A 20,746-nucleotide genomic window follows, 5' to 3' on the forward strand; every position below is an offset into this window, starting at 1 on the left:
GTTACTACTTATTATTCCGGACTGGTATTCAGAACCCTTTTAAATCCAAGGCATGGTTAAACTCATCATCGTAGTGTTCTATGCCTTCCAGTATTCCCGCCGCGTAATGGGCTTTTGAGAAATAAATTTGTTCCTGGTTTTTCAGAATATCCAGCTCTGCACTATGGTTGCCGACAACGATGGCCAAGGTATCGCCAGCGAGCATTTCTATGTCATTACCAGAGTCACCAGCGACTAGAAAGCTTTTCAGGGGTAGATCCCACTTGTAAGCCAAATAGCGGATGGCATGGCCTTTGGAAGCACGGATCGGCAATACATCAAGAAACTCATCATGCGAATAAATCAGGTTGGCGTGCAGTTTAAGGCTGTGCAGGTAATCGTAAATCTCACTGAGTGGCGGAATCTGCCCGGGTTTTGCGAAGTAACTTAGCTTGAATTCACGCTGGGTATTGTCTGGTTGCAAACTGATGTCAGTGAATTTCAAGAAAGCCTCTGCCAGGCTATCGCGCCGCCATAAGTGGCGGATATGCGCCGACCAACCAATATCGGGCACCAGCTTTTTGCCATAATAGATTTCAGCGCCTACCGAGGTGATCATCACATCTGGAATCTTTACCCTATGCTTATTAAGTACGTTTACTGTGCTCTCTATGGACCTGCCAGTGGCGACGCCAAATGCCACGTCTTTCTGGTGTTCTGCAATCCAGTCAGTGACTTTATCTAGGGATACCTTGTCGCCTAGCAAAGTGTTGTCGATATCGCTGATCAAGGCCATCTGCGCCAGAGGGATGGAAGTTCTTTCGCTATTGAGGATGCTGGCTTGTTGCCTGCGCAAACGCTTTTTATCCTTGTTCAGCACCCGACGGATTTCCTTCAGATATTTTTTCACATGGGCAGGCCAGCTATAGTGGCGATAGACGCCGTTTACACCGTTTTTGGAAAATAAACGCCATTGCTTTTTGTCCTGTAGTACCTGCAACAAGGTTTGTGCAATCTCGTTACTGTCCAATGTATTGGTGAGAAGACCATTGCGGCAATTGGCCACAATATCCCTTGGGCCACCATCATCGGGAGCAACAATAGGTAAGCCACTGGCAGCCGCCTCAATGAGCGTCAGGCCAAAGGGTTCGGTAAAAGCTGAATTGACGAATACGCCTTTTCTGCGAGCTACCAAGCGGTAGAGTTCGGGCACGTCTTCTTGCGGTATGTATTTGGGTAGCGCGACTTTGCCCCAAAGGTCATAAAGATCAATATCCAGCAGCAGATCACCCATGACTTTATGCTGCGCTTCTTCCAACTCACGGATGTCTTTACGTGCACCAGCAACAATCAGCAGATTGGCCATGGCCTGCAATTGAGGGCTTTTGCCATAGGCCTCAACCAGACCTTTGAGGTTTTTTCTGGTCTCAGGCCGACTGATGGCAAAGATGATTGGTTTCTCTGGCTCAGCGAGAAATTTATCAACGGCCTGCTGTGCGCTTGAGGCGATCTTTTTGCGCCCTGGCGGTGAAAATCTGGAAGTGTCAGTGCCTGGTGAGATCACACTGAATCGGGTATCGGCAACATTGGTGTATTGGCCGTACTGCTCATCTATTTCCTGGCGTGTGCTGGTGATAACTAGTGAGGCATGTGCAAGTATGGATTCTTCAGTGCTGATTCTCTCTTCAAAATTAAACTGCTTTTCAACGGCATGCAGTTTTCGACCGCTGGCGACCAACCGCTCACGTTTTGCCCTGCCCAGCGAATGACCAGTGTGCACTAGCGGTATGCCTAGCAATAAGGATAATTGCTGGCCTACATAACCGGCATCGGCGTAATGGGTATGAATCAGGTCAGGCAGGCGCCCCTGCTGTTTAATAAAGTGCAGGCATTTATCCACTGCTTGGTTCAGATGCAGCCAGAGCAACTCCTTGCGGATATAGCGTTTGGGGCCAAAAGGCAGGCGTACGATGCGCGCGCCATTGCCTAGTTCTTCTTCAGGTTTTGCATAGTCTGGAGACACTGAATCGTCTTCAATCAGGCGGGTGAGCAAATCCACCTTTTCTACATCTGGGTGTTCGGCCAGATGCTTCGCCAGCTCGACCACATAGGTGATCTGGCCACCAGTATCGGCATCACGTCCCAATTCCAGATCCTTGCCGCGTATCAACCCATGCATACTGATCATCAGTATGTAGATTGGGTGTTCTGATTTCGGCTGTTTTAATCTGGTCTCTGGCAGCATCATAGCGACCATTCGTGGCTAAAGCGCGTATAGAAATCGAGCGATTGCGGAGCAGCGCCACGAATGCCGCATATGGCCGAGGCGAACTGATTGGCACGCTGTAGGGTTAGCAGCATTTCCCAGCCCGACAGTAAACCGAGGATGAATACAGCAGCAAAGGCATCGCCAGCCCCTACGGTATCAACTAGCGGCTGGCCAATTTCTTCTGGGCCAGTACTGAGTAGTTTTCTCTCTTCATCAAGCATCCAGCAACCTTCAGCACCATTGGTGACGACCACTTTACCAATCTCAAACTCGTCAGCCAGCAAGCGCGCTATTTGTGGTTTGTCTGCTCCCTGTAATTTAAAATACTGAGCAATCACATCAAGCTCATCCTCGTTCATCTTGAGGATATCAGTGCGCACCAGAGAGCGTTTAATGGTGTGCTTGTTGTACCAGGGCTTGCGTAAATTAATATCAAGAAAGCGTGGCGATTTGCCATCGCTGAGGAATTTATCTAACGCCAACTTGGACTCCATGCCGCGCTGCGCCAGAGTGCCGAAATAAGTCAGCTCTGGTTTCAGCGCCATGGTGATCATATGGGTCAAACCCGCATGAATATGGTCATAAGCTTGGTCTGGTAATATTTCATAACGGTGATTACCGTTTTCCAGTATTACTTTTACCTGTCCTGTCGGATAGAACGGGCCATTTTGCACGCCAGAAATATCCAACCCCAACCTGTTCATTTCTAGCATCAACTCATCGTGCAATGCATCATGACCTGTTCTGGTAATAAGCACTGGATGAAGTTTGAAAGCCTTCAGATGCCTGGTGACATTGAACGGTGCGCCGCCCAATATAGTCTGGTCAGGGAAAATGTCTGCGAGTATCTCGCCGAACAAAGCGACCACCCTGCCCGACTGACTCTGACTTGTTGCTTCGTTTTGCACCGATATGCCTCCTGGGTTTCATGATTTATTCAGCACAGAGATGCATGCTACAGACCATATATCAGGGCGGAAGCAAATATCGCTTCTATGCCCTGATGCTTTTACTCTCAAGACTCATTACCTGTTGCACTGCCATGGCTACGCAACCAGGCAATGATTTTCAGCAATTCATCCGGTGTGATGCCATTGGCTGGATCAGTCGGATCCATCAGGCCTTTGCCCTTAGCGCCCATGCCGCCATTAGTGCCGTGCCAAATAGTCTCAAACATGCCTTTGTTGGTCGCATCCTTAGGATAGCGGAAATCAGGGCCAGTAAGTGCTGGACCTACTTGCCCGCCAGCATCAGCACCGTGGCACTGCGTGCATGAATAGAGTTGGAATGTCTTCTTGCCCTGCTTGATCGCATCATCATTACCTACATAAGGGTTCTTACCTGTCTTCAGGAATTCCTTGGCAGCTGGAGTATCAAACAATTCCGGTTTGATCTCTAATGGCGAACCATCCTGCGTGGTGACAAACTTGATCATCTCACCACCCGCAGCTGCAGCGCCTTCCTTTTTACAGGCAATTAATCCGACAACAACTAATAATGCAATCAAACTCAGGTTTAATGTTTTTTTCATTTCTTCATCCTCTATCAAGTTATAAATTAAAAACAGTAGATTATTTTTCTATGGTTCGAGTCTCTGGCTTTTGATTGATAACTGAAGCTTCAGCATTCCACTTCAGAATATCCGTATGCCAACTAGTAATTTAGCTTCCACTAGTACTTCCATTAAATGAGAGCCTAAATTCATTATGATTTTCCGAGAGTAAACATCCATCGGCTCAGTCTGATATGGCTGTAGGAAATGTCCTAAAGGTCAGCACTTTTCATATTTCAAGGCCGTATTTCTTGTAGGAATTACACTGATATGCATGCCAAAAAAACAGGACTAGGCTGAAGCTTGTTCCTAATTCTGGAGAGAAAAGTCATGGCTAACTTTACTTCTGTTCGAGATTTTTTAAACACGGGGAGGCATCATGCTAGATGAATTCCTGCAGCAGCAGATACAGCAAAAAATTAAGGATTTCCCAGTTTCCATTCATTGGGGAACCCATAGCATCATTCCATCGACTACCAGCAAAGTTGCCATTAATGTAAGAAATCCCAGGGCATTGATGACCTTGGCACATCCAACACTGGGTGGGCTGGCACGTGCTTATGTTGAAGAGTGGCTGGATTTTGAAGGTAGTGCACAGGACATCATGTCGCTAGGCCAAGCCTATTGCAATATCGATGCGGGTAAAGACGCGCAGTCTAGCGATGCCTGGATGTGGTGGCGCCATACCCGTAATCGTGACCGCAAAAACATTAGTTACCACTACGATGTCTCCAACGACTTCTACAATTTATGGCTGGATGAGGCCAAGGTCTATTCTTGCGCCTATTATGAAAATGGCACAGAACACATCGACCAGGCGCAAGCCAAAAAGCTGGATCATATTTGTCGAAAACTGATGCTGAAACCGGGTGAACGTTTCCTGGACATAGGCTGTGGCTGGGGAGCGTTAATGCTGAAGGCTGCTGAAGAGTATGGCGTAGAAGCTTGGGGCATCACACTCTCGCAGAACCAGTATGACTATGTGGTTGAACAAATTGCAAAACGAGGGCTAGGTGGCCGCGCACATGTGCAACTGATGGATTATCGCGATCTGCCTGCTGAGCTACCGTTCGACAAGATTGCCAGCGTTGGCATGTTTGAACACGTAGGCAAGCGCAATCTGCGCGAGTATTTCGACAAGATTTATAGCCTGCTGAAACCCGATGGCTTGGTGATGAACCACGGCATTACCTTCGTTGAGCTGAATAGTGGCGGGCTTGGTAGTGGCATATCCGACTTCATCGAAGACTATGTGTTCCCGGGTGGTGAGCTTACGCATATTTCCACAGTCACTGAAGAGTTATCCGCAGCCGGACTTGAACCTCTAGATATCGAAAATATGCGTATACATTACGGAAAAACGCTCTGGGAATGGGTGACTCGTTTAGAAGCGAACAAGACGGAAGCAATCCGGCTGATCGGTGAAAAAAACTACAGGATATGGCGTATCTACATGGCTGGCTCAGCGTTTTCATTTGATCATAACTGGCTTGCCCTGTTTCAGGTGGTAGCTGGGAAGTCGAAAGAAAATGGCAGTCTAGCTTACCCATTCAATCGTAATCATATCTACCAATAAATGTATGGAGAACAAACATGACGGGTACCGACACTACTTCACGCGAGCTTGAATTAATCCGCATCATCGATGCCTCCCCCGAAAAATTATTCATGGCTTGGACTGAGCCAGCACTGCTTAAACAATGGTTTTCTCCTGCGCCGTGGACGGTAACTAAAGCCGAAACCGATGTGCGAATTGGAGGTTGCAACCTGATTGTCATGCGCAGTCCAGAAGGCGATGAATTTCCCAACCATGGCGTTTATCTCGATGTGGTCAAAAACGAGCGCATCGTATTTACTGATGCTTATACTGAGGCTTGGCAGCCATCACTCAAGCCTTTCATGACAGGCATCATCACCTTTGAGGCGCTAGGCGAAAAGACTAAATATACCGCCCGCGTGTTGCACTGGAGTGTGGCTGACCGTGAAATGCACGAGAAAATGGGTTTCCACGAGGGCTGGGGCCTGGCCACTAATCAGTTGGAAGCACTGGTCAGCCGACTCTGAATCTACGGCATGTGCTATAGAAGCATGAGTCGCGAATCATGCTGCTGCTAATCTCACTAAGCCATCATTAATTACTTCTTCTAACCCGAGTTTCTTCTGGGAGTCATAGATGAATATCTGGCTACAAAACAATTCCTTTCTTAGTATCCCTGCTTATCAATGGTTAGTGGCGCTTGTAATCACGCTGCTTGCCTTCTTTGCTATGCATGCCCTATGGCAAGTGTTGCTAAAAAATCTGACTGCGATGGTACAAAAAACCACCTCCTCCTTAGATGATATTTTTGTTGAGGTATTGGGCAGCACGCAGAAACTGACGCTGACGTTATTCGCAATCTTGATCGGCATGCATTTTCTCGAACTACCTGCAAAATGGGAAAGTCGTCTCGACCACATCTCCTTCATTATCATTGGTGTCCAGATTGCGATTTGGCTGAGCAAAGGCATCACTGTCTGGTCACGATTGCAGTTGACCGAGAAAGATGGGCCAGTGCCAAACCCAGTGATTACCTCCATGCTAAGTTGGGTATTCAAGGCCGTTATCTGGTCAATTATTTTTCTGACCATACTGGCTAATGTTGGCGTCAATATCACGGCTTTTGTTGCCAGCTTGGGCGTGGGTGGCGTAGCGGTAGCACTGGCTGTACAAAGTATATTAAGCGATCTGTTCGCCTCCTTGGCGATAGGCTTGGATAAGCCATTTGTGATCGGCGATTTTGTGGTGTTTGGAGATGTTGCAGGCAGTATTGAACGTGTTGGATTGAAAACTACACATATTCGTAGCATCAGTGGCGAGCAAATCGTCTGCAGCAATACCGAGCTGTTGAAGAACACAATCCACAACTACAAACGGATGTCGGAGCGGCGGGTGGTCTTTAGTTTCGGTATCACCTACGATACCCCGCCAGCCACTATTGCCCAGATTCCTGATGTAGTCAAAAAAGCTATAGAGCAATCAAGCGATACGCGCTTTGATCGGGCGCATTTTAAAGAATTCGGCGCCAATGCCCTGAATTTTGAAGTGGTTTATTTCATCACGTCTAGCGACTTTAACCTGTACATGGATATTCAGCAGACGATAAATCTATATCTGATGAGCGAGTTTCAGAAGATAGAAGTTAAGTTCGCATTGCCAGCAGTCACATTAAACACTTCGAATCTAGATGTATTAATTACAACACCAATCCCTCAAGGGAGAGGACTTTCGCTTCCATGATCTTCTTCATACCTGGGCTTCCTGGCAGCGTCAGGTGGGCACCAGTTGTGATGAACGCAAGGATTTAGGTGGCTGAAAAACTAGGTCGATGGTGGATCGTTACGCAAAGTTTGTAACTGAGAATCTGGCGTTTACTGCTTCCAGAATTGAGCAAGGTAAGGATGGCTCTAACGTGGTGGAATTGTCACGTTCAGTAAATGAAAAAGGCCAGCACCTAAGCGCTAGCCTTCTTATATCTGGCTCCTCGACCTGGGCTCGAACCAGGGACACACGGATTAACAGTCCGTTGCTCTACCGACTGAGCTATCGAGGAATCGGTGAAGGCGTGATAATAAAGGCTTAGGGCGCTTTGGTCAATTGAAAAATGAGTTTAGACCATAGAAATAAGTGGCTTTTTAACTTGGTTGATTAGCTAGCATTTTTCTGGCGAGTGAGCCGACATCGCGCACCGCTTGCTCGATTGAGGGCGTCCATTGGTGGCTAAAATTCAGGCGTATGTAGTTGATCAACTCTTTTTTACGTGTGAATAGCGGGCCTGGGGCGATGGAGATGCCTTTTTCAAGACATTGCTGGTAGAGGTTGAGCGAATCAATCGCTTCAGGTAATTCTAGCCACACCACATAGCCACCCGTTGGCGTGGAGATTTGAGTGCCTTGGGGAAAGCTATCTTCAATGGCTTTGCGCATCAGCACGTAGTTGCATTTAAGCGCGTGGCGCAGGTTTTTAAGGTGTTGTTCGTAGCTATCGCGCTTCATGAATTTGGCAATGGCAATCTGCGGGGCGGATGGAATAGAAACGCTATTCAGGAACATGAGCTTTTCTACATCGCGGCGGTATTTGCCTGCAAGCGTCCACCCTACTCTGTAGCCTGGGGCAAGCGACTTGGAGAATGAAGCGCAGTGCAATACCAGGCCTTGCTGGTCATAGCTCTTGGTGAGCTTGGGTATCTCGTCACCAAAATAAAGCTCTTGGTACACGTCATCTTCAATCAACGGGATCTGTTGCTGCGCCAGCAAATCAACCAGCGCCTTTTTCTTTGCATCTGGCATCAAGGCGCCGAGTGGATTCTGGAAATTGGTGGTGAGCAACAGTGCACCGACTTTCACGTTTTGAATCAAAGCCGCCAGCGCATCAAGCTCTATGCCCTCTGTGGGATGCGTGCGCACTTCTGCCACTTTCATGCCCATGCGCTCAACGGCGTGGGCAAGTGCATAGTAGCCAGGGGATTCAAGCGCAATGGTATCGCCCGGCTTGGCAACGGCTTGCAGGCACAGATTGATGGCCTCAGTAGCGCCGTGGGTGATGATGATGTCACGCGGCGAAACATCGAGGCCATGCTTGAGGTAACGCTTTGCGATCTGCTGGCGCAGGCTTTCGTTGCCGGGCGGTAGGTCATTCAGCACGCCCCACTCCGCTTCATCTGAATTCAGCGTGGTTTCGTAGCGATGAATAGCTTTTACCGGGAACAAGTGCGCATCAGGAAAAGGCGACCCCAGCGGAATGGTGCCGAATTCACGTATGGATCGTAATGTAGAGAGCACAAGCTCTGCATGCGAAAGATTGAATTCGCGCCGTGGCGTTTCGCGCTTGCTGGCGGCTTTACGCGGTGAAACGTAATAGCCTGACTGCGGGTGGCTATTGATTAAACCATCGGCCTCTAGCAGCTCATAGGCTTTGAGTGCAGTGCTGATACTGACATTGTATTTTTGGCTGGCTTGCCGCAGTGAAAATACTTTGTCACCCGGCCGCAGCACGCTCTCATCAATCAATGCGCGAATGCGCGCGGCTACTGAGACATAAAGCTTCATTTGGGTATATGTAAGAGGCAGTGACGATAACAGCCCTTAATATAACGTATTGCTAATTGGTGTGTGGGTTAAATCTGTGGGGATTAGCGAAAGTATTACTTTTAGAATCGCGGCTAAAGGCTAGAGCTAGCCTCGGGAATACTCAGGCGGCTTGCGAATCTTCAAGCTCAAAAGCCGAGAGTACGAGTTGTGTTGTCCAGCGCCCAGCATCATCGCAATGCACAGTCACCAAGCCATGACTTTCAAGCAAGGTGAGGTAGCGCTGCAATGTGCTCATGCGCACGTTTAAACGCTTGCAGAGTGCAGCCATGGGGATAACTTCGCGGCCTTTACGGGTTTCAAGCTGCATCTCTAGCAAAAGCTGCGGAATTATATTCATCTGCACTTGTGTCTCTACTGGAGCCACAAGTTCTTCAGCAACGGGTGCTTGATTTACAGGCATATCAGACACTCGCATGATATTTCTCGATCAATACTGGGACAGATTTTGAAGTTGGGGTATGCGATCTATCGGCCACGCTCTCGAGAGGTACCAGATTGTTGGTTTCTGGGTAATAGCCACCCAAACAACCTTGCGGAATGTCGTATTCCACCAACATGAATTTATCTGCGCGGCGTGTTACACCGTCATCCCACGTGCTGACCAGATTCACAAACTCACCAGCTTTCAAGCCTTTAGCGGCTAAATCTTCAGCATTGATAAACACCACGCGACGCTCACCGAAGATGCCGCGATAGCGGTCATTCAAGCCGTAAATAGTGGTGTTGTATTGATCGTGCGAGCGTGTGGTCATGAGCTGGAATACATTATCGCCATGAATCTTGCGCGCATTGTGAATCGGCAAATCACGCGGAATGCCATGTACTTTAAACTCGGCTTTGCCTGATTCAGTGATCCAGACGCGTTCGCTTGATGGCACTGGCAAGCGGAAGCCGCCAGGTACTTTAATACGTGCGTTGTAATCGGCAAAATCAGGCAAGGTGCGTGCAATATCATCACGAATGCGCGCGTAATCTTCAATGTACCAAAGCCACGGTGTTTTGCTGTTTTTAAGGGTGGCGTGGGCAATACCAGAAACAATGGCCGGCTCTGAGCGTATGGTTGGTGAGGCTGGCTTATTCATGCCGTAAGAGGCATGCACCATGCTCATAGAATCTTCAACCGTTACCCCTTGCGGACCTGTTGCTTGCTGGTCAACTTCTGTGCGACCCAAGCAAGGCAAAATCAAAGCCGCTTTGCCATGCACCAGATGGCTACGATTCAACTTGGTAGTGATTTGAACGGTGAGGTCACAATTGCGCAAGCCTATCCAGGTTTGGTCAGTATCAGGCGTCGCAATCGAGAAGTTGCCGCCCAGACTGACGAATACTTTAATCTCGCCGCGTAGCATGGCCTTGATGGCAGCCACAACGTCATGACCTTCTTCACGTGGTGGCTCAAAGTTATAAACAGCAGCGATACTATCAAGGAATTTTTGTGCGGGTTTTTCGTAAATACCAACAGTGCGGTTGCCTTGAACATTGCTGTGGCCGCGCATTGGGCATAAGCCCGCGCCAGCCTTGCCGATGTTGCCACGGAGCAACATCAGGTTAGTAATCATCTGGATAGTGGCGACTGCATGCTTGTGCTGGGTAATGCCCATACCCCAAGTAGAAATTACGCGCTGGCCTTCTACATAAATCTTTGCCACAGATTCAATATCAGCAAGGCTCACACCAGACTCTTCAACGATCACATCCCAGTTTTCTGCGTGAATATCTTGCACTAATTGCTCAATGCCAACGGTGTGTTGCTCAATAAAATCCACATCAAGAATACGTTTCGCACCTGCAGCTTTGGCTGCATCGTCCCACTCCAGCACAAATTTGATAATGCCTTTTACCAAGGCAAGATCACCGCCCAGCTTGGGCTGTATGAACGTGCCGCTGATCTTGGTGCCGGACATCGTCACCATTTCCACAATGCTTTGTGGGTCTGCAAATCGCTCCAGACCACGTTCACGTAACGGGTTGATTGATACGATTTTCGCACCACGTTTAGATGCTTCACGCAGCTCACCCAGCATGCGTGGATGATTGGTTGCAGGGTTATGACCAAAGAGTAATAAAGTATCAGTGTGCTCAAAGTCTTCAAGACTCACGCTACCTTTTCCGATGCCCACCATCTCAGGCAAGCCTACGCTGGTAGACTCGTGGCACATGTTGGAGCAATCAGGGAAATTGTTGGTACCAATCACGCCTGCGACGACTGGGCCGCTGTGAATGCCAATCCGCATTGATAGTTTTTTACCTGTGGTGGTGGAGACTTCGTTTAATACCTCTTGGATTTCCAACGCCATATTAGCAATCGCTGTTGCGTGATCATGGCGTGAAACAGGTACACCACCCACCACCATGTATGAATCACCAATCGTTTTGATTTTTTCTAGCTTATGTTTAATGGCAAGTTCATCAAACTTGGAGAAGACCTGATTCAGCAGATCAACCAGCGCACTAGGTGGCATATCAGCCGACAAGCCTGTGAAATCAACCATGTCAGCAAACATGATAGTGGCAGAATCGTAATGATCGGCGATTCTTAGATCATTGTTTTTAAGGCGTTCTGCAACAGAGCCTGGGAATATACTAAGCAAGAGCTGCTCTGAGCGGGCTTTTTCGAACGCTAGCGCTTCAAGCACCTTGGCTTTTTGCGATTGAAAATAGCGCATTGCCACATACATGACCGTAGAAAATCCGAGTAGATTGATAACAAAAAAATCATCTTTTAAACGTGTAGGGATAGGCAATGCGTTGCTGGCAAATACACTGTTAAGTAGCCATGAAACAATGGCTAAAGCCATGAAGAGCATAAACCATGGGCTGGATTGACGAGCCCCTAATATCATCAAAGCACCAACTGGTGAAAGCAACGCCCAGATGGCCACACCACTTGATGCAGCAAAACCACCAATCAGCCATTGCATAAAAAACGGCATGACCAGCAACATGACGAGCTGGGTAAAAACAATATAATCGAATTGCTTTAAACGATAAAAAACCAGCAGGCTAACATACGAAAAAATAATATAGACATAAGGGACTGCCGCCATAAATGCATAGGCTTCACCCAGGCTAGATAAGGTGAATATCCAAAAGATACAGATAAGACTCTCAGCAAACATCAGTAGAGACAGCACTGCGCGCCCAAGGGAATCGGCAGAAGGTTCGTTGAATATATCTACCGAGGCACGCAGATCACCAATAGAAGAAAAAGGCAGGAGTTGTTTCAAAGCTGTTTACGTTTCTATTTGTTAGTTTTTATGTTGTTAATTTTGATAGCCACAAACTATGAATGACTATATCGCATGCTTGCGTTTTAAGCCATAGTTGAGCAAATAAGCCATTAAGCAAGACAGGCATGGTCACCAACTCCATTAACTGCGAAAGCGTGACTTGAGGTAAAATACAGTTTGGCGGGCCTCCCCGCATTGTAAGATAGCCAACCTGGTCAGGTCCGGAAGGAAGCAGCCACAGTTATTGAAGCAAGTGCCGGGGGTTGGGCTCGCCTCTTCACCGTTTAAATCTCGCCTTTATTACCTAGAAATCTGATACTGACGAGTGAGCGCTTTTCGGCTAAAGTTGAATCTTGTTAAATCTAAGCTATTTCATTAAAGACATTGCCGCATGAGCTATCAAGTGCTTGCCCGAAAATGGCGTCCTAAACTGTTTGAATCCCTGGTTGGGCAAGACCATGTAGTGCGCGCCCTGACTAACGCACTTGAACAAAAACGCTTGCACCATGCCTATCTATTCACAGGCACGCGTGGCGTTGGCAAGACTACTATCGCACGCATATTAGCTAAATCACTCAATTGCGAAACTGGCATTACGGCCAAACCCTGTGGTGTTTGCGCGGCTTGTGTCGGTATTGATAACGACCACTTTATTGACTACATCGAAATCAACGCGGCTTCTACTCGCGGCATTGATGATGTGCGCTCTTTGCTTGAGCAAGCCACCTACGCCCCCACGCAAGGCCGCTTTAAAGTTTTCATGCTTGATGAGGTGCACCAACTCACCAAAGAAGCTTTCAACGCTTTATTAAAAACGCTTGAAGAGCCACCAGCACACGTTAAATTCATTCTCGGGACAACAGACCCACAAAAAGTACCTGTGACGGTTTTATCACGTTGCCTGCAATTTAATCTGCGCCAAATGGCAGGGTCATCCATCATTGACCACCTAAAAACCGTACTTACCCGAGAAAATATACCGTTTGATAACGTAGCATTGCAACTGATAGCGCGCGGAGCAAATGGCAGCATGCGTGACGCGCTGTCGCTGCTAGACCAAGCCATTGCATATGGTGGCAATAAAGTAGATCAACAGGAAGTGCGCGCGATGCTTGGCGCTATAGATCAAAGCTATTTGTTCGAACTGTTGCATGCGTTGATTGATGCTGATGGCGCCAAATTGATTGCACAGGCTAAGGCAATGGAACAACGCAGCCTTTCGTTTGACACGGCTTTGAGTGACCTCGCCAACTTACTGCAACAGACTGCTATTGCGCAAACCGTGCCAGACACTATTGCCGAAGATTTGTCTGAACGTGCCATGCTGCTTGATCTGGCAGCCCGATTATCGGCTGAAGAAATCCAGCTTTATTACCAGATTGCATTATTAGGCCGCCGCGATTTAGGTTTGGCGCCTGATGAGTTTGCAGGCTTCACCATGACTTTGCTACGCATGTTGGCATTTGCGCCTGGATCTACTTCGCAAGCGCCAGAAGCAAGCCAAAAACCAGTTGCAAGCACATCTTCAACTGTTGCCCCCCCTGCGCAAGAAAGCAAGAGCACATCAATTCCAGCAACTACGGTTCCGCCAACAGCCATTGTAGAAACAGCTGTTGAAGAAAGCGCATCATTATTAGCCCCAGCACCTCATGCACAAACGTTCGATGGTAACTGGCGCGCATTGGTCGAAGAGCTCAAACTAGGCCTAGCGCGTGCATTGGCACACAATTGCGAACTCATCAGTTTTGATGAGTTTAATATGCATTTATCAGTCGCAAATAGCCAAAAACATTTACTGGAATCTACCTACCAAGAAAAATTGCGTAGTGCGATCCAGCAATATTTTGGCAAGAAAATACAGCTACATTTTGTTATCGGCGGCGGTGAAAACACCCCTGCTCAACAAATCACGCAGGAAAAAGCCGCACTGCAATCGCATGCGCAAACCGCTATTGAAGAAGATGATTTTGTGCAGGCTTTAGTCAAAGATTTTGGCGCACAGATTATCCCAACCAGTATAAAACCATTGCAGTAAGTGAATTAAACAACTGATTAAGACTGAGGAGACATCATGATGAAAGGCGGCCTAGGCAACCTGATGAAACAAGCGCAAAACATGCAAGAAAACATGAAACGCGCGCAAGCTGAATTAGCCAATGTTGAGGTAGAGGGCATTGCCAGCAACGGCTTGGTTAAAATCACCATGACCTGTAGAAATGAAGTAAAGCGCATCAAGATTGATGATGCATTGTTATCAGACGACAAAGAAATGCTGGAAGATCTACTCGTTATCGCAATCAATGATGCAGTCCGCAAAGCAGAAGCTACCTCACAAGAACGTATGGGTGGTTTGATGGCCGGTTTGCCTATCCCACCAGGTATGAAACTCCCATTTTGATGGGTTCATTTAGCATATCAGCTAATTATTGATGCGCAATCCGCCAGCATTAGAACAATTGGTTGAGTCTTTACGCTGCTTGCCAGGCGTGGGTCCAAAATCTGCACTGCGCATGGCCTATCACCTGCTGCAGCGTGATCGCAAAGGTGCCAGTGGCTTGGCATTAGCATTGGATAACGCCCTGCAAGTAGTCAGCCACTGCGGCTCATGCAATACGTTTAGCGAACAGCCACTATGCCCGCTATGCGCATCCACCGACCGCGATAGCCGCTTATTATGTGTCGTTGAAATGCCAACCGACCTCATGATGCTGGAGCAAACGCAGGCATTTCGCGGTAAATATTTCGTATTGATGGGCAAGCTCTCACCGCTAGATGGCGTAGGCCCACGCGAAATTCATCTGGATAAACTCATCAAGCGAGCACAAAACAACATTGTTGAAGAAGTTATACTCGCCACTAACTATACTGTTGAAGGTGAAGCCACAGCACACTTCATCAGTGAGTTACTGCGCTCACGCGGCCTGAAAGTCAGTCGTATTGCTCGTGGACTGCCTATGGGTGGTGAAATTGAGCATGTAGATAGCAGCACGCTGGCGCAAGCCATGATGGAACGCCGTCTTGTTGGTTAATCTAGCCAGTTAAATAGTTTTAACTTAATAAATAATGAAAAAAGTAGCTTGCGCGTTAAGTTGGCATACTTGGGAGACAGAAACCCGAGGTTATCTGTTTGAAGGCAGCGTTTACCCCCTAAAAGTGAGAACCTGCAAGTATTGTGGGATCAAACAGCATGAAGTGCTTGATACAGAAAACATGACGGCTAGTTGGGCTAAAAGCGCCAGTACCGAATCTGGTTCGCTTTAAATTAGTAGATAAATTGCATTAAGTCTTTTGGCTCATTGATATAAAAATCACCGCCCCATGTTTCAGCATGGTCTGAAGGCTCAATATAGCCATATAAGGCCACGACTGTTTTCATCCCTGCGGCTTTACCTGCTTCAATATCACGTGCAGCATCGCCTACGTAGATGCAGTCATTCGCTTTAACACCTAATTGCTCACAAGCAAGGTTCAAAGTATCGGGATACGGCTTGGGGCGAGGCGCATCATCACCGCTTATCACACAGCCTGCGCGTTTATCCAAGCCTATAGCGTCTATCAGGCGTTGAGTAAATCGCTTAGGCTTGTTAGTAACAATGCCCCACTGATGACCACTAGCTTCAATCGCAGCCAATAAATCCGCCATACCTTCAAATAAAGTTGGTGATGTTAGGAATACTTCATCATACAAATTCAAATACTCGACTCGCATGGCATCAAATGAGGCATGTTCGGGTGTTAACCCAAACCCAAGCTTTAATAGCCCTTTGGAACCATGCGATGCATGAGGCCTGATGGCAGATATCGGCAATGCTGGGTAGCCATGTCGCTCTAACTGGATATTGAGCGCCAATCCCAAATCTGGGGCAGTATCAACCAACGTACCATCAAGATCAAACAGTACAACGCGTGGATTTAAGGCCATATTTAGGTCAAAGCCTTATTTAGTCGCATGCAATATGTAATTCACTGAGACATCAGTTCCCAACCAATAACGTTTAGTCAGTGGGTTGTAACTCATGCCTTTGAAAGTCTCCACAGATAAGTCTGCATGGCGCACCCAGGAGGAAAGCTCGGATGGCTTGATAAACTTTTCATATTCATGCGTACCACGAGGCAGCATATTCAAAACGTATTCAGCGCCGATCACAGCGAATAGATAGGCTTTAGGATTACGATTAATGGTAGAGAAAAATACTTGTCCGCCCGGCTTCAACAAACGCGCGCAAGCAGCCACTATAGCTGCGGGGTCTGGTACATGCTCCAGCATTTCCATACAGGCCACTACATCAAAACTTTCTGGTTGCTGCTGCGCCAATTCTTCCACTGAGATGAGTTGATAATTGACTCTTGCACCTGTTTCCAAAGCGTGCAATTTGGCAACATTGAGCGCTTTTTCGCCCAAATCTATGCCTGTGACATCCGCGCCTTTTATCGACATGGATTCAGAGAGAATACCGCCCCCGCAGCCCACATCAAGCACTCGCTTACCTTTTAAGGCCACAATTTCGTTGATGAAGTTAAGTCTTAATGGGTTAATCTCATGCAAGGGCTTGAATTCACTATTCGCATCCCACCAACGGTGCGCCAGCGTCGCGAATTTTTGCAGCTCTGCTGCATCCACATTTTCTTTTTTTGATTCTGTCTGACTGAGTTCCATGTATTATCCTGTTGGCGCTTCGCCGTCTAATTATTTATATTGTTGCAACCTGCCATGCCATAGCGCATTAATTTCTCTCAATTCAGCAGGCTCTATATTGGCAAAAATACCTTCTTGATCACCCAGTTTTTGGTAGCGTAAATCGCCACCTACCCAAACATGGCTCACATGCTCACGTCCCAATGTATACACCAGATGCGATATTGGGTCATAGCAAGGTAATGTCTCGGGTGATTTTATTTTAACAGCAGTTAAGTCTGCTAATTTATTGACCTCGATAGAGCCAATCTGTTCATCCAAACCTAATGCACGTGCTGCATTCAGTGTCGCCATTTGCAAAGCTTGCGCAGCGGGTACAGCAGTAGCATCTGCTGTTACTCCTTTTGCCAATAATGCAGCTAACCGCATTTCAGCAAACATGTCTAAGCGATTATTACTGGCTGCGCCGTCTGTACCTATGCCCACATTTACTTGCTGCTCAAGCAATGCTTTCACTGGGGCAATACCGCTTGCCAGTTTCAAATTTGATGCAGGGCAATGGGCAATGTGGCAACCATATTCATGCAACATCTTGATTTCAGCATCATCCAGATGCACACCATGTGCCGCATAAAAATTAGGACCCAGCACGCCTAGATCAGCCAATCTACGAAGCGGTCTCACCCCATACTGAGTGATACTTTGCGCAAGTTCATCCTGAGTTTCATGCAAATGTGTATGAATGCTTAAACCCAGCTGTTCGGCATAAGTAATAATTTTTTCAAAGCTGCTATTAGAGACTGTGTAAGGAGCATGCGGTGCCAGGCTTGCGCTAAGCAAGGGCTTGCCGCGCCAACTATCGCGACTCTCTAGACCTTTTTGTAAATAATCATCCGCGTCACTAGCATAAGGGGTCGCAAAATCCAGCACGACCAAGCCCAAGTTCGCACGCATACCAGCCTGCAAAGCAGCCTCAGCAGTAGCTTGTGGATAAAAGTACATGTCACTGAAACACGTAGTCCCGCCACTCAGCATTTCAGCACATCCGAGTAAACTGCCATTATGTACAAACTGTGAACTCAGCATTTTGCTTTCAACTGGCCAGATATGCTCATTCAGCCATGTCATCAAAGGTAAATCGTCTGCCAGACCACGCATTAAGGTCATAGCACTATGCGTATGCAGATTGATTAAACCAGGGATTAAGATATGCTCATTGAGATCAATGGTATGCTCAGCATCGTATTTTTGTCTGGCAGATTCGGTAGACAAAACATCAATGATTCGACCATCTTTGATGATGACTGATTCATGTTCAAGCACTTGATTCTGCGGTACAACTGGCACAATCCAGCGCGCTTCAATGGCTAAATCTGCTTTAATTTCTGCTTGGTTAATCATCATCGTTACTATCAAAAATACTCAATTGTATTAATACCTATCATAAAGCATCTATCTCAATAGCTTGCACAAATCTTGGGCATAAAAAAGCCCCGCAATGCGGGGCTTTTTAAACAACTCGCTATTACTCTGCGCGTTGTACTTCGATTTCTACTACTACACGACGGTTAGGTTGCAAAGCTTCGATTAGCTTCTTGCCACGTAAACCTTTAACTTCAACTGCTGGCTCGGCTTCACCCTTACCAACTGCGTGTAAACGGCTTTCTTCAATACCTTGGCTAACCAAGTATTTTTTCACTGAATTAGCACGACGCTCTGAGAGTTTTTGGTTGTAACCAGCATCACCGATTTTATCGGTATGACCAGTAATCAACACCAATTCAACTTCTGGATGCGCTTTCATCTTTTCTACAACATCAGAATCAAGAATCTTCTTACCGTCTTCTTTCAATACATCTTTGTCGAAACCGAACAACACTTCAGCTGACAAAGTCACTTTTTCGAAAGCTGGTTCTGCTGGGCCTACTGGAGCAGCTTCTTCAGCTACAGCGGCAGCTGGTGTTGGCTCTGGCATTGGCTCTGCAGCAGCAACTTGCTTAGGCGCACCAAATTTGAAGATTGCACCAAAGTTTAAATAGGTATTACCAATAGTTTCATCTGTAAATGCAGGAGAGGCATCTGCCTTGCTCCAAACGTAACGTACGTCAGCTTGCAAACCAAAAGTATCTGTAATCAGATATTGTGCACCCAGACCTACGTTAGCAGCCCATGAGGTTTTGTTTTGTCCAGAGTATCCAGCGCCACTGTAATCAACGTCGTTTTGTGCTAAACCTAGACCAGCAACAACGAATGGACGGAATTTTTCACGGCTAAACAGATAAAGCGCATCTACACCTACCAGTGTTTGTTTGTATTTACCACTTACGCCAGCTGCTTCAGCATCAACGCGCGCGAAACTTGCACCAATTTGAACATCCCAATGCTCGCTGAGTTCTTTACCAAACTTGAGAGATACTCCTGGACCCCAATCTTCGGTAGATAAATCATTGTCTGCATGCATAGCTGAAATACCTGGCAATGCATACCAAGAGCCTTCATAAGCTTCATCTGCTGAAGCATTAAATGCTGCAACTGCTAAAACACCCGCGACAGCCAAGCTAATCAAGTTTTTGTTCATTGGTATAACTCCGTAATTAATAACAATTGATTCCCCAAGGCAAATAATACGCAAAGCCCCTGTCTGACGCAACGGCAAACATTATCACCTGATTGATACTTCACGCATTTGTAACACTGTGTTGTTTTTATGCAACAGGATATTGATAGTTTTTAGCTTTTGCTCGCTTAGTGTACATTTACGGTCATCTTGCTCACATAATCCGCCGCGAAAGCCAAGGTAATCCGCACCTATATTTTTGAGTGTTTCAATATGCTCAAACCTCAGTGACCCTGCCAAGCCGACAAACAGACCCAAAGTTTTAGCTGCTTGTACAAAATCGACCAATTCTGCTAGTGCCACATGGTCCGTTAAATTTTTACCATTTTTAATTGCTGTATCTAGCATTACTCCGTAAAAATTGGATGCTTTTAAGACTCCCAACAATGAAATATCAAGTGCATTTTCAGCAAAAACCACAGCAACAATCTTGATCTCACTTGCCAAAGATTGGCCAATTGCTTCAATACAGGCGATCTGCTTTGGTGATGGGAATAAGCCAATTTTGACTATATCCACACCCGTGTTTGCAGTTTCTCTGATTTTTGCCAGCAATAATTCAGGTTGCATAGGTAGGTCGCCTATTGTTGCGCTGCTTATTTTTTGACCATCTAACTTTGCAACAATGTCTTCAATATCACCTATAGTTAAGGCGCCCAATGCTCCCTCTACTGGATTTTTAAGGTCAATGATATCGCCGTAATCTATAGCTAATAATGCTTCTTGGGCATCTTTGACGCTCACGAGTAACTTAGTCATGCAAGGTTATTCCCTGAGATTTCAGCCTTATGATTTTCTATACGCTCAACAAGCCACCCCCAGGCCTCAAGCTCGCGCGGCCCAGCTGTTTTATCAATCGCAATCTGCAGATAAGCCATTTCTGATTCTATTTTCTCTATCGGTAACATATGTAATCGGCTCACCAATACCGAAAGTTCAACTACAGCGGCTTGCGCACGATTAAAACCTTTAAATGGTTGATGATTCACTTCGTGAACGACTCGAAAATAGAGTTCTGGCCTGGTCTCATGATCCTTGATTTCTATAAGCTCTAATTCTCTATGTGCCAATGCAGCATTGAGATAAACGCCATTAATCATATTGGCTGGTAACGTTGGCCAGTATCGTTTTCCGACAAAAGCGCCAGCGAATATGCGCACATCATCAACCAGATTCAGCACAGCTGATTTCGTGCGCATCAGGTTATCGAGGGTTTGCGATGGCTTGAATGGCGCAATCAGGATTAATCCATTGCGTTCACGAATCCCAAATGGTGCAATGTATGGCTGGCCTTGCTCGTCAAGCGAGGTAATGATGGTTTCGTAAATCATTTTAG

General features: G+C 46.8%; 18 protein-coding genes, 1 tRNA gene, 1 other RNA gene and 1 pseudogene. 8 read left to right on the top strand and 13 right to left on the bottom strand.

The window, feature by feature from the left end; genetic code table 11:
• Positions 1-28: 28 nt before the first annotated feature.
• The 3 genes from ZMTM_RS07635 to ZMTM_RS07645 form a co-directional block, all read right to left on the bottom strand.
• Positions 29-2,227, bottom strand: coding sequence for an HAD-IIB family hydrolase (locus tag ZMTM_RS07635; protein ID WP_225906984.1), 2,199 nt, complete (start codon positions 2,225-2,227; stop codon positions 29-31).
• Positions 2,224-3,156 carry a carbohydrate kinase family protein gene (locus ZMTM_RS07640; RefSeq protein WP_225906985.1) on the bottom strand — a complete coding sequence of 311 codons (933 nt, stop codon included), beginning with the start codon at positions 3,154-3,156 and terminating at the stop codon, positions 2,224-2,226. Before ZMTM_RS07640 ends, ZMTM_RS07635 begins: the two co-directional genes overlap by 4 nt.
• A gap of 107 nt (positions 3,157-3,263) precedes the next feature.
• Entirely contained in the window at positions 3,264-3,779 is a 516-nt protein-coding gene (locus ZMTM_RS07645) for a c-type cytochrome (RefSeq protein ID WP_221763322.1), read from the bottom strand.
• 400 nt (positions 3,780-4,179) lie between these two features.
• Here ZMTM_RS07645 and ZMTM_RS07650 point away from each other — a divergent pair, with 400 nt between their 5' ends.
• From ZMTM_RS07650 to ZMTM_RS13515, 4 genes and pseudogenes are all read left to right on the top strand, one after another.
• Entirely contained in the window at positions 4,180-5,376 is a 1,197-nt protein-coding gene (locus tag ZMTM_RS07650; protein WP_221763323.1) for an SAM-dependent methyltransferase, read from the top strand.
• 17 nt (positions 5,377-5,393) lie between these two features.
• Entirely contained in the window at positions 5,394-5,864 is a 471-nt protein-coding gene (locus tag ZMTM_RS07655) for an SRPBCC family protein (RefSeq protein ID WP_221763324.1), read from the top strand.
• Positions 5,865-5,973: 109 nt separating this feature from the next.
• A complete protein-coding gene (locus ZMTM_RS07660) occupies positions 5,974-7,077 on the top strand; it encodes a mechanosensitive ion channel family protein (RefSeq protein WP_221763325.1) in 1,104 nt (367 codons plus the stop codon).
• Positions 7,058-7,267 (top strand): annotated as a pseudogene (locus ZMTM_RS13515) (site-specific integrase); the annotation flags it as partial. The gene ZMTM_RS07660 and the pseudogene ZMTM_RS13515, both read left to right, overlap by 20 nt.
• A 47-nt stretch (positions 7,268-7,314) precedes the next feature.
• Here ZMTM_RS13515 and ZMTM_RS07665 read toward each other — a convergent pair.
• The 4 genes from ZMTM_RS07665 to ZMTM_RS07680 all read right to left on the bottom strand — a co-directional run bounded on the left by ZMTM_RS07665 (position 7,315) and on the right by ZMTM_RS07680 (position 12,154).
• Positions 7,315-7,390, bottom strand: a tRNA-Asn gene (locus tag ZMTM_RS07665).
• A gap of 82 nt (positions 7,391-7,472) precedes the next feature.
• A complete protein-coding gene (locus ZMTM_RS07670; protein WP_221763326.1) occupies positions 7,473-8,885 on the bottom strand; it encodes an aminotransferase-like domain-containing protein in 1,413 nt (470 codons plus the stop codon).
• Between the two features lie 142 nt (positions 8,886-9,027).
• Positions 9,028-9,327: a hypothetical protein gene (locus tag ZMTM_RS07675; protein ID WP_225906986.1), complete on the bottom strand. Its 300-nt coding sequence runs from the start codon at positions 9,325-9,327 to the stop codon at positions 9,028-9,030.
• Between the two features lies 1 nt (position 9,328).
• A complete protein-coding gene (locus ZMTM_RS07680) occupies positions 9,329-12,154 on the bottom strand; it encodes an FdhF/YdeP family oxidoreductase (protein ID WP_318840475.1) in 2,826 nt (941 codons plus the stop codon).
• 182 nt (positions 12,155-12,336) lie between these two features.
• Here ZMTM_RS07680 and ffs point away from each other — a divergent pair.
• The 4 genes from ffs to recR all read left to right on the top strand — a co-directional run bounded on the left by ffs (position 12,337) and on the right by recR (position 15,186).
• Positions 12,337-12,434, top strand: an RNA gene (gene ffs / locus ZMTM_RS07685) — signal recognition particle sRNA small type.
• A 114-nt stretch (positions 12,435-12,548) separates the two neighbouring features.
• A complete protein-coding gene (dnaX, locus tag ZMTM_RS07690) occupies positions 12,549-14,192 on the top strand; it encodes a DNA polymerase III subunit gamma/tau (RefSeq protein ID WP_221763327.1) in 1,644 nt (547 codons plus the stop codon).
• Between the two features lie 36 nt (positions 14,193-14,228).
• Positions 14,229-14,555: a YbaB/EbfC family nucleoid-associated protein gene (locus ZMTM_RS07695; RefSeq protein ID WP_221763328.1), complete on the top strand. Its 327-nt coding sequence runs from the start codon at positions 14,229-14,231 to the stop codon at positions 14,553-14,555.
• A gap of 31 nt (positions 14,556-14,586) precedes the next feature.
• On the top strand, positions 14,587-15,186 hold the full coding sequence (gene recR / locus ZMTM_RS07700) for a recombination mediator RecR (RefSeq protein WP_221763329.1): 600 nt from the start codon (positions 14,587-14,589) through the stop codon (positions 15,184-15,186).
• Between the two features lie 233 nt (positions 15,187-15,419).
• Here the strand turns inward: recR and ZMTM_RS07705 are convergent, their stop codons facing one another.
• The 6 genes from ZMTM_RS07705 to ZMTM_RS07730 all read right to left on the bottom strand — a co-directional run bounded on the left by ZMTM_RS07705 (position 15,420) and on the right by ZMTM_RS07730 (position 20,741).
• Positions 15,420-16,079 carry an HAD family hydrolase gene (locus tag ZMTM_RS07705; protein ID WP_221763330.1) on the bottom strand — a complete coding sequence of 220 codons (660 nt, stop codon included), beginning with the start codon at positions 16,077-16,079 and terminating at the stop codon, positions 15,420-15,422.
• Positions 16,080-16,094: 15 nt separating this feature from the next.
• Positions 16,095-16,814 (bottom strand): bifunctional 2-polyprenyl-6-hydroxyphenol methylase/3-demethylubiquinol 3-O-methyltransferase UbiG, encoded by a 720-nt coding sequence (ubiG, locus tag ZMTM_RS07710; RefSeq protein ID WP_221763331.1) that lies wholly within the window; start codon positions 16,812-16,814, stop codon positions 16,095-16,097.
• 30 nt (positions 16,815-16,844) lie between these two features.
• Complete coding sequence (locus tag ZMTM_RS07715) at positions 16,845-18,194, bottom strand: TRZ/ATZ family hydrolase (protein WP_221765640.1); 1,350 nt, start codon at positions 18,192-18,194, stop codon at positions 16,845-16,847.
• Between the two features lie 124 nt (positions 18,195-18,318).
• On the bottom strand, positions 18,319-19,371 hold the full coding sequence (locus ZMTM_RS07720) for an OmpA family protein (protein WP_221763332.1): 1,053 nt from the start codon (positions 19,369-19,371) through the stop codon (positions 18,319-18,321).
• 84 nt (positions 19,372-19,455) lie between these two features.
• Entirely contained in the window at positions 19,456-20,154 is a 699-nt protein-coding gene (locus ZMTM_RS07725; protein ID WP_221763333.1) for a (5-formylfuran-3-yl)methyl phosphate synthase, read from the bottom strand.
• A gap of 11 nt (positions 20,155-20,165) precedes the next feature.
• Complete coding sequence (locus tag ZMTM_RS07730) at positions 20,166-20,741, bottom strand: DUF447 domain-containing protein (protein WP_221765641.1); 576 nt, start codon at positions 20,739-20,741, stop codon at positions 20,166-20,168.
• Positions 20,742-20,746: the final 5 nt, after the last annotated feature.

Source organism: Methyloradius palustris (genome assembly GCF_019703875.1).
GTDB lineage: Bacteria > Pseudomonadota > Gammaproteobacteria > Burkholderiales > Methylophilaceae > Methyloradius > Methyloradius palustris.

Excerpts from the sequence above, each read along its gene's own strand:
- ZMTM_RS07635 (WP_225906984.1), bottom strand. The coding sequence starts at position 2,227 with ATGATGCTGCCAGAGACCAGATTAAAACAGCCGAAATCAGAACACCCA.
- ZMTM_RS07645 (WP_221763322.1), bottom strand. The coding sequence starts at position 3,779 with ATGAAAAAAACATTAAACCTGAGTTTGATTGCATTATTAGTTGTTGTC.
- ZMTM_RS07650 (WP_221763323.1), top strand. The coding sequence starts at position 4,180 with ATGCTAGATGAATTCCTGCAGCAGCAGATACAGCAAAAAATTAAGGAT.
- ZMTM_RS07655 (WP_221763324.1), top strand. The coding sequence starts at position 5,394 with ATGACGGGTACCGACACTACTTCACGCGAGCTTGAATTAATCCGCATC.
- ZMTM_RS07660 (WP_221763325.1), top strand. The coding sequence starts at position 5,974 with ATGAATATCTGGCTACAAAACAATTCCTTTCTTAGTATCCCTGCTTAT.
- ZMTM_RS07670 (WP_221763326.1), bottom strand. The coding sequence starts at position 8,885 with ATGAAGCTTTATGTCTCAGTAGCCGCGCGCATTCGCGCATTGATTGAT.
- ZMTM_RS07675 (WP_225906986.1), bottom strand. The coding sequence starts at position 9,327 with ATGCCTGTAAATCAAGCACCCGTTGCTGAAGAACTTGTGGCTCCAGTA.
- dnaX (WP_221763327.1), top strand. The coding sequence starts at position 12,549 with ATGAGCTATCAAGTGCTTGCCCGAAAATGGCGTCCTAAACTGTTTGAA.
- ZMTM_RS07695 (WP_221763328.1), top strand. The coding sequence starts at position 14,229 with ATGATGAAAGGCGGCCTAGGCAACCTGATGAAACAAGCGCAAAACATG.
- recR (WP_221763329.1), top strand. The coding sequence starts at position 14,587 with ATGCGCAATCCGCCAGCATTAGAACAATTGGTTGAGTCTTTACGCTGC.
- ZMTM_RS07705 (WP_221763330.1), bottom strand. The coding sequence starts at position 16,079 with ATGGCCTTAAATCCACGCGTTGTACTGTTTGATCTTGATGGTACGTTG.
- ubiG (WP_221763331.1), bottom strand. The coding sequence starts at position 16,814 with ATGGAACTCAGTCAGACAGAATCAAAAAAAGAAAATGTGGATGCAGCA.
- ZMTM_RS07715 (WP_221765640.1), bottom strand. The coding sequence starts at position 18,194 with ATGATTAACCAAGCAGAAATTAAAGCAGATTTAGCCATTGAAGCGCGC.
- ZMTM_RS07720 (WP_221763332.1), bottom strand. The coding sequence starts at position 19,371 with ATGAACAAAAACTTGATTAGCTTGGCTGTCGCGGGTGTTTTAGCAGTT.
- ZMTM_RS07730 (WP_221765641.1), bottom strand. The coding sequence starts at position 20,741 with ATGATTTACGAAACCATCATTACCTCGCTTGACGAGCAAGGCCAGCCA.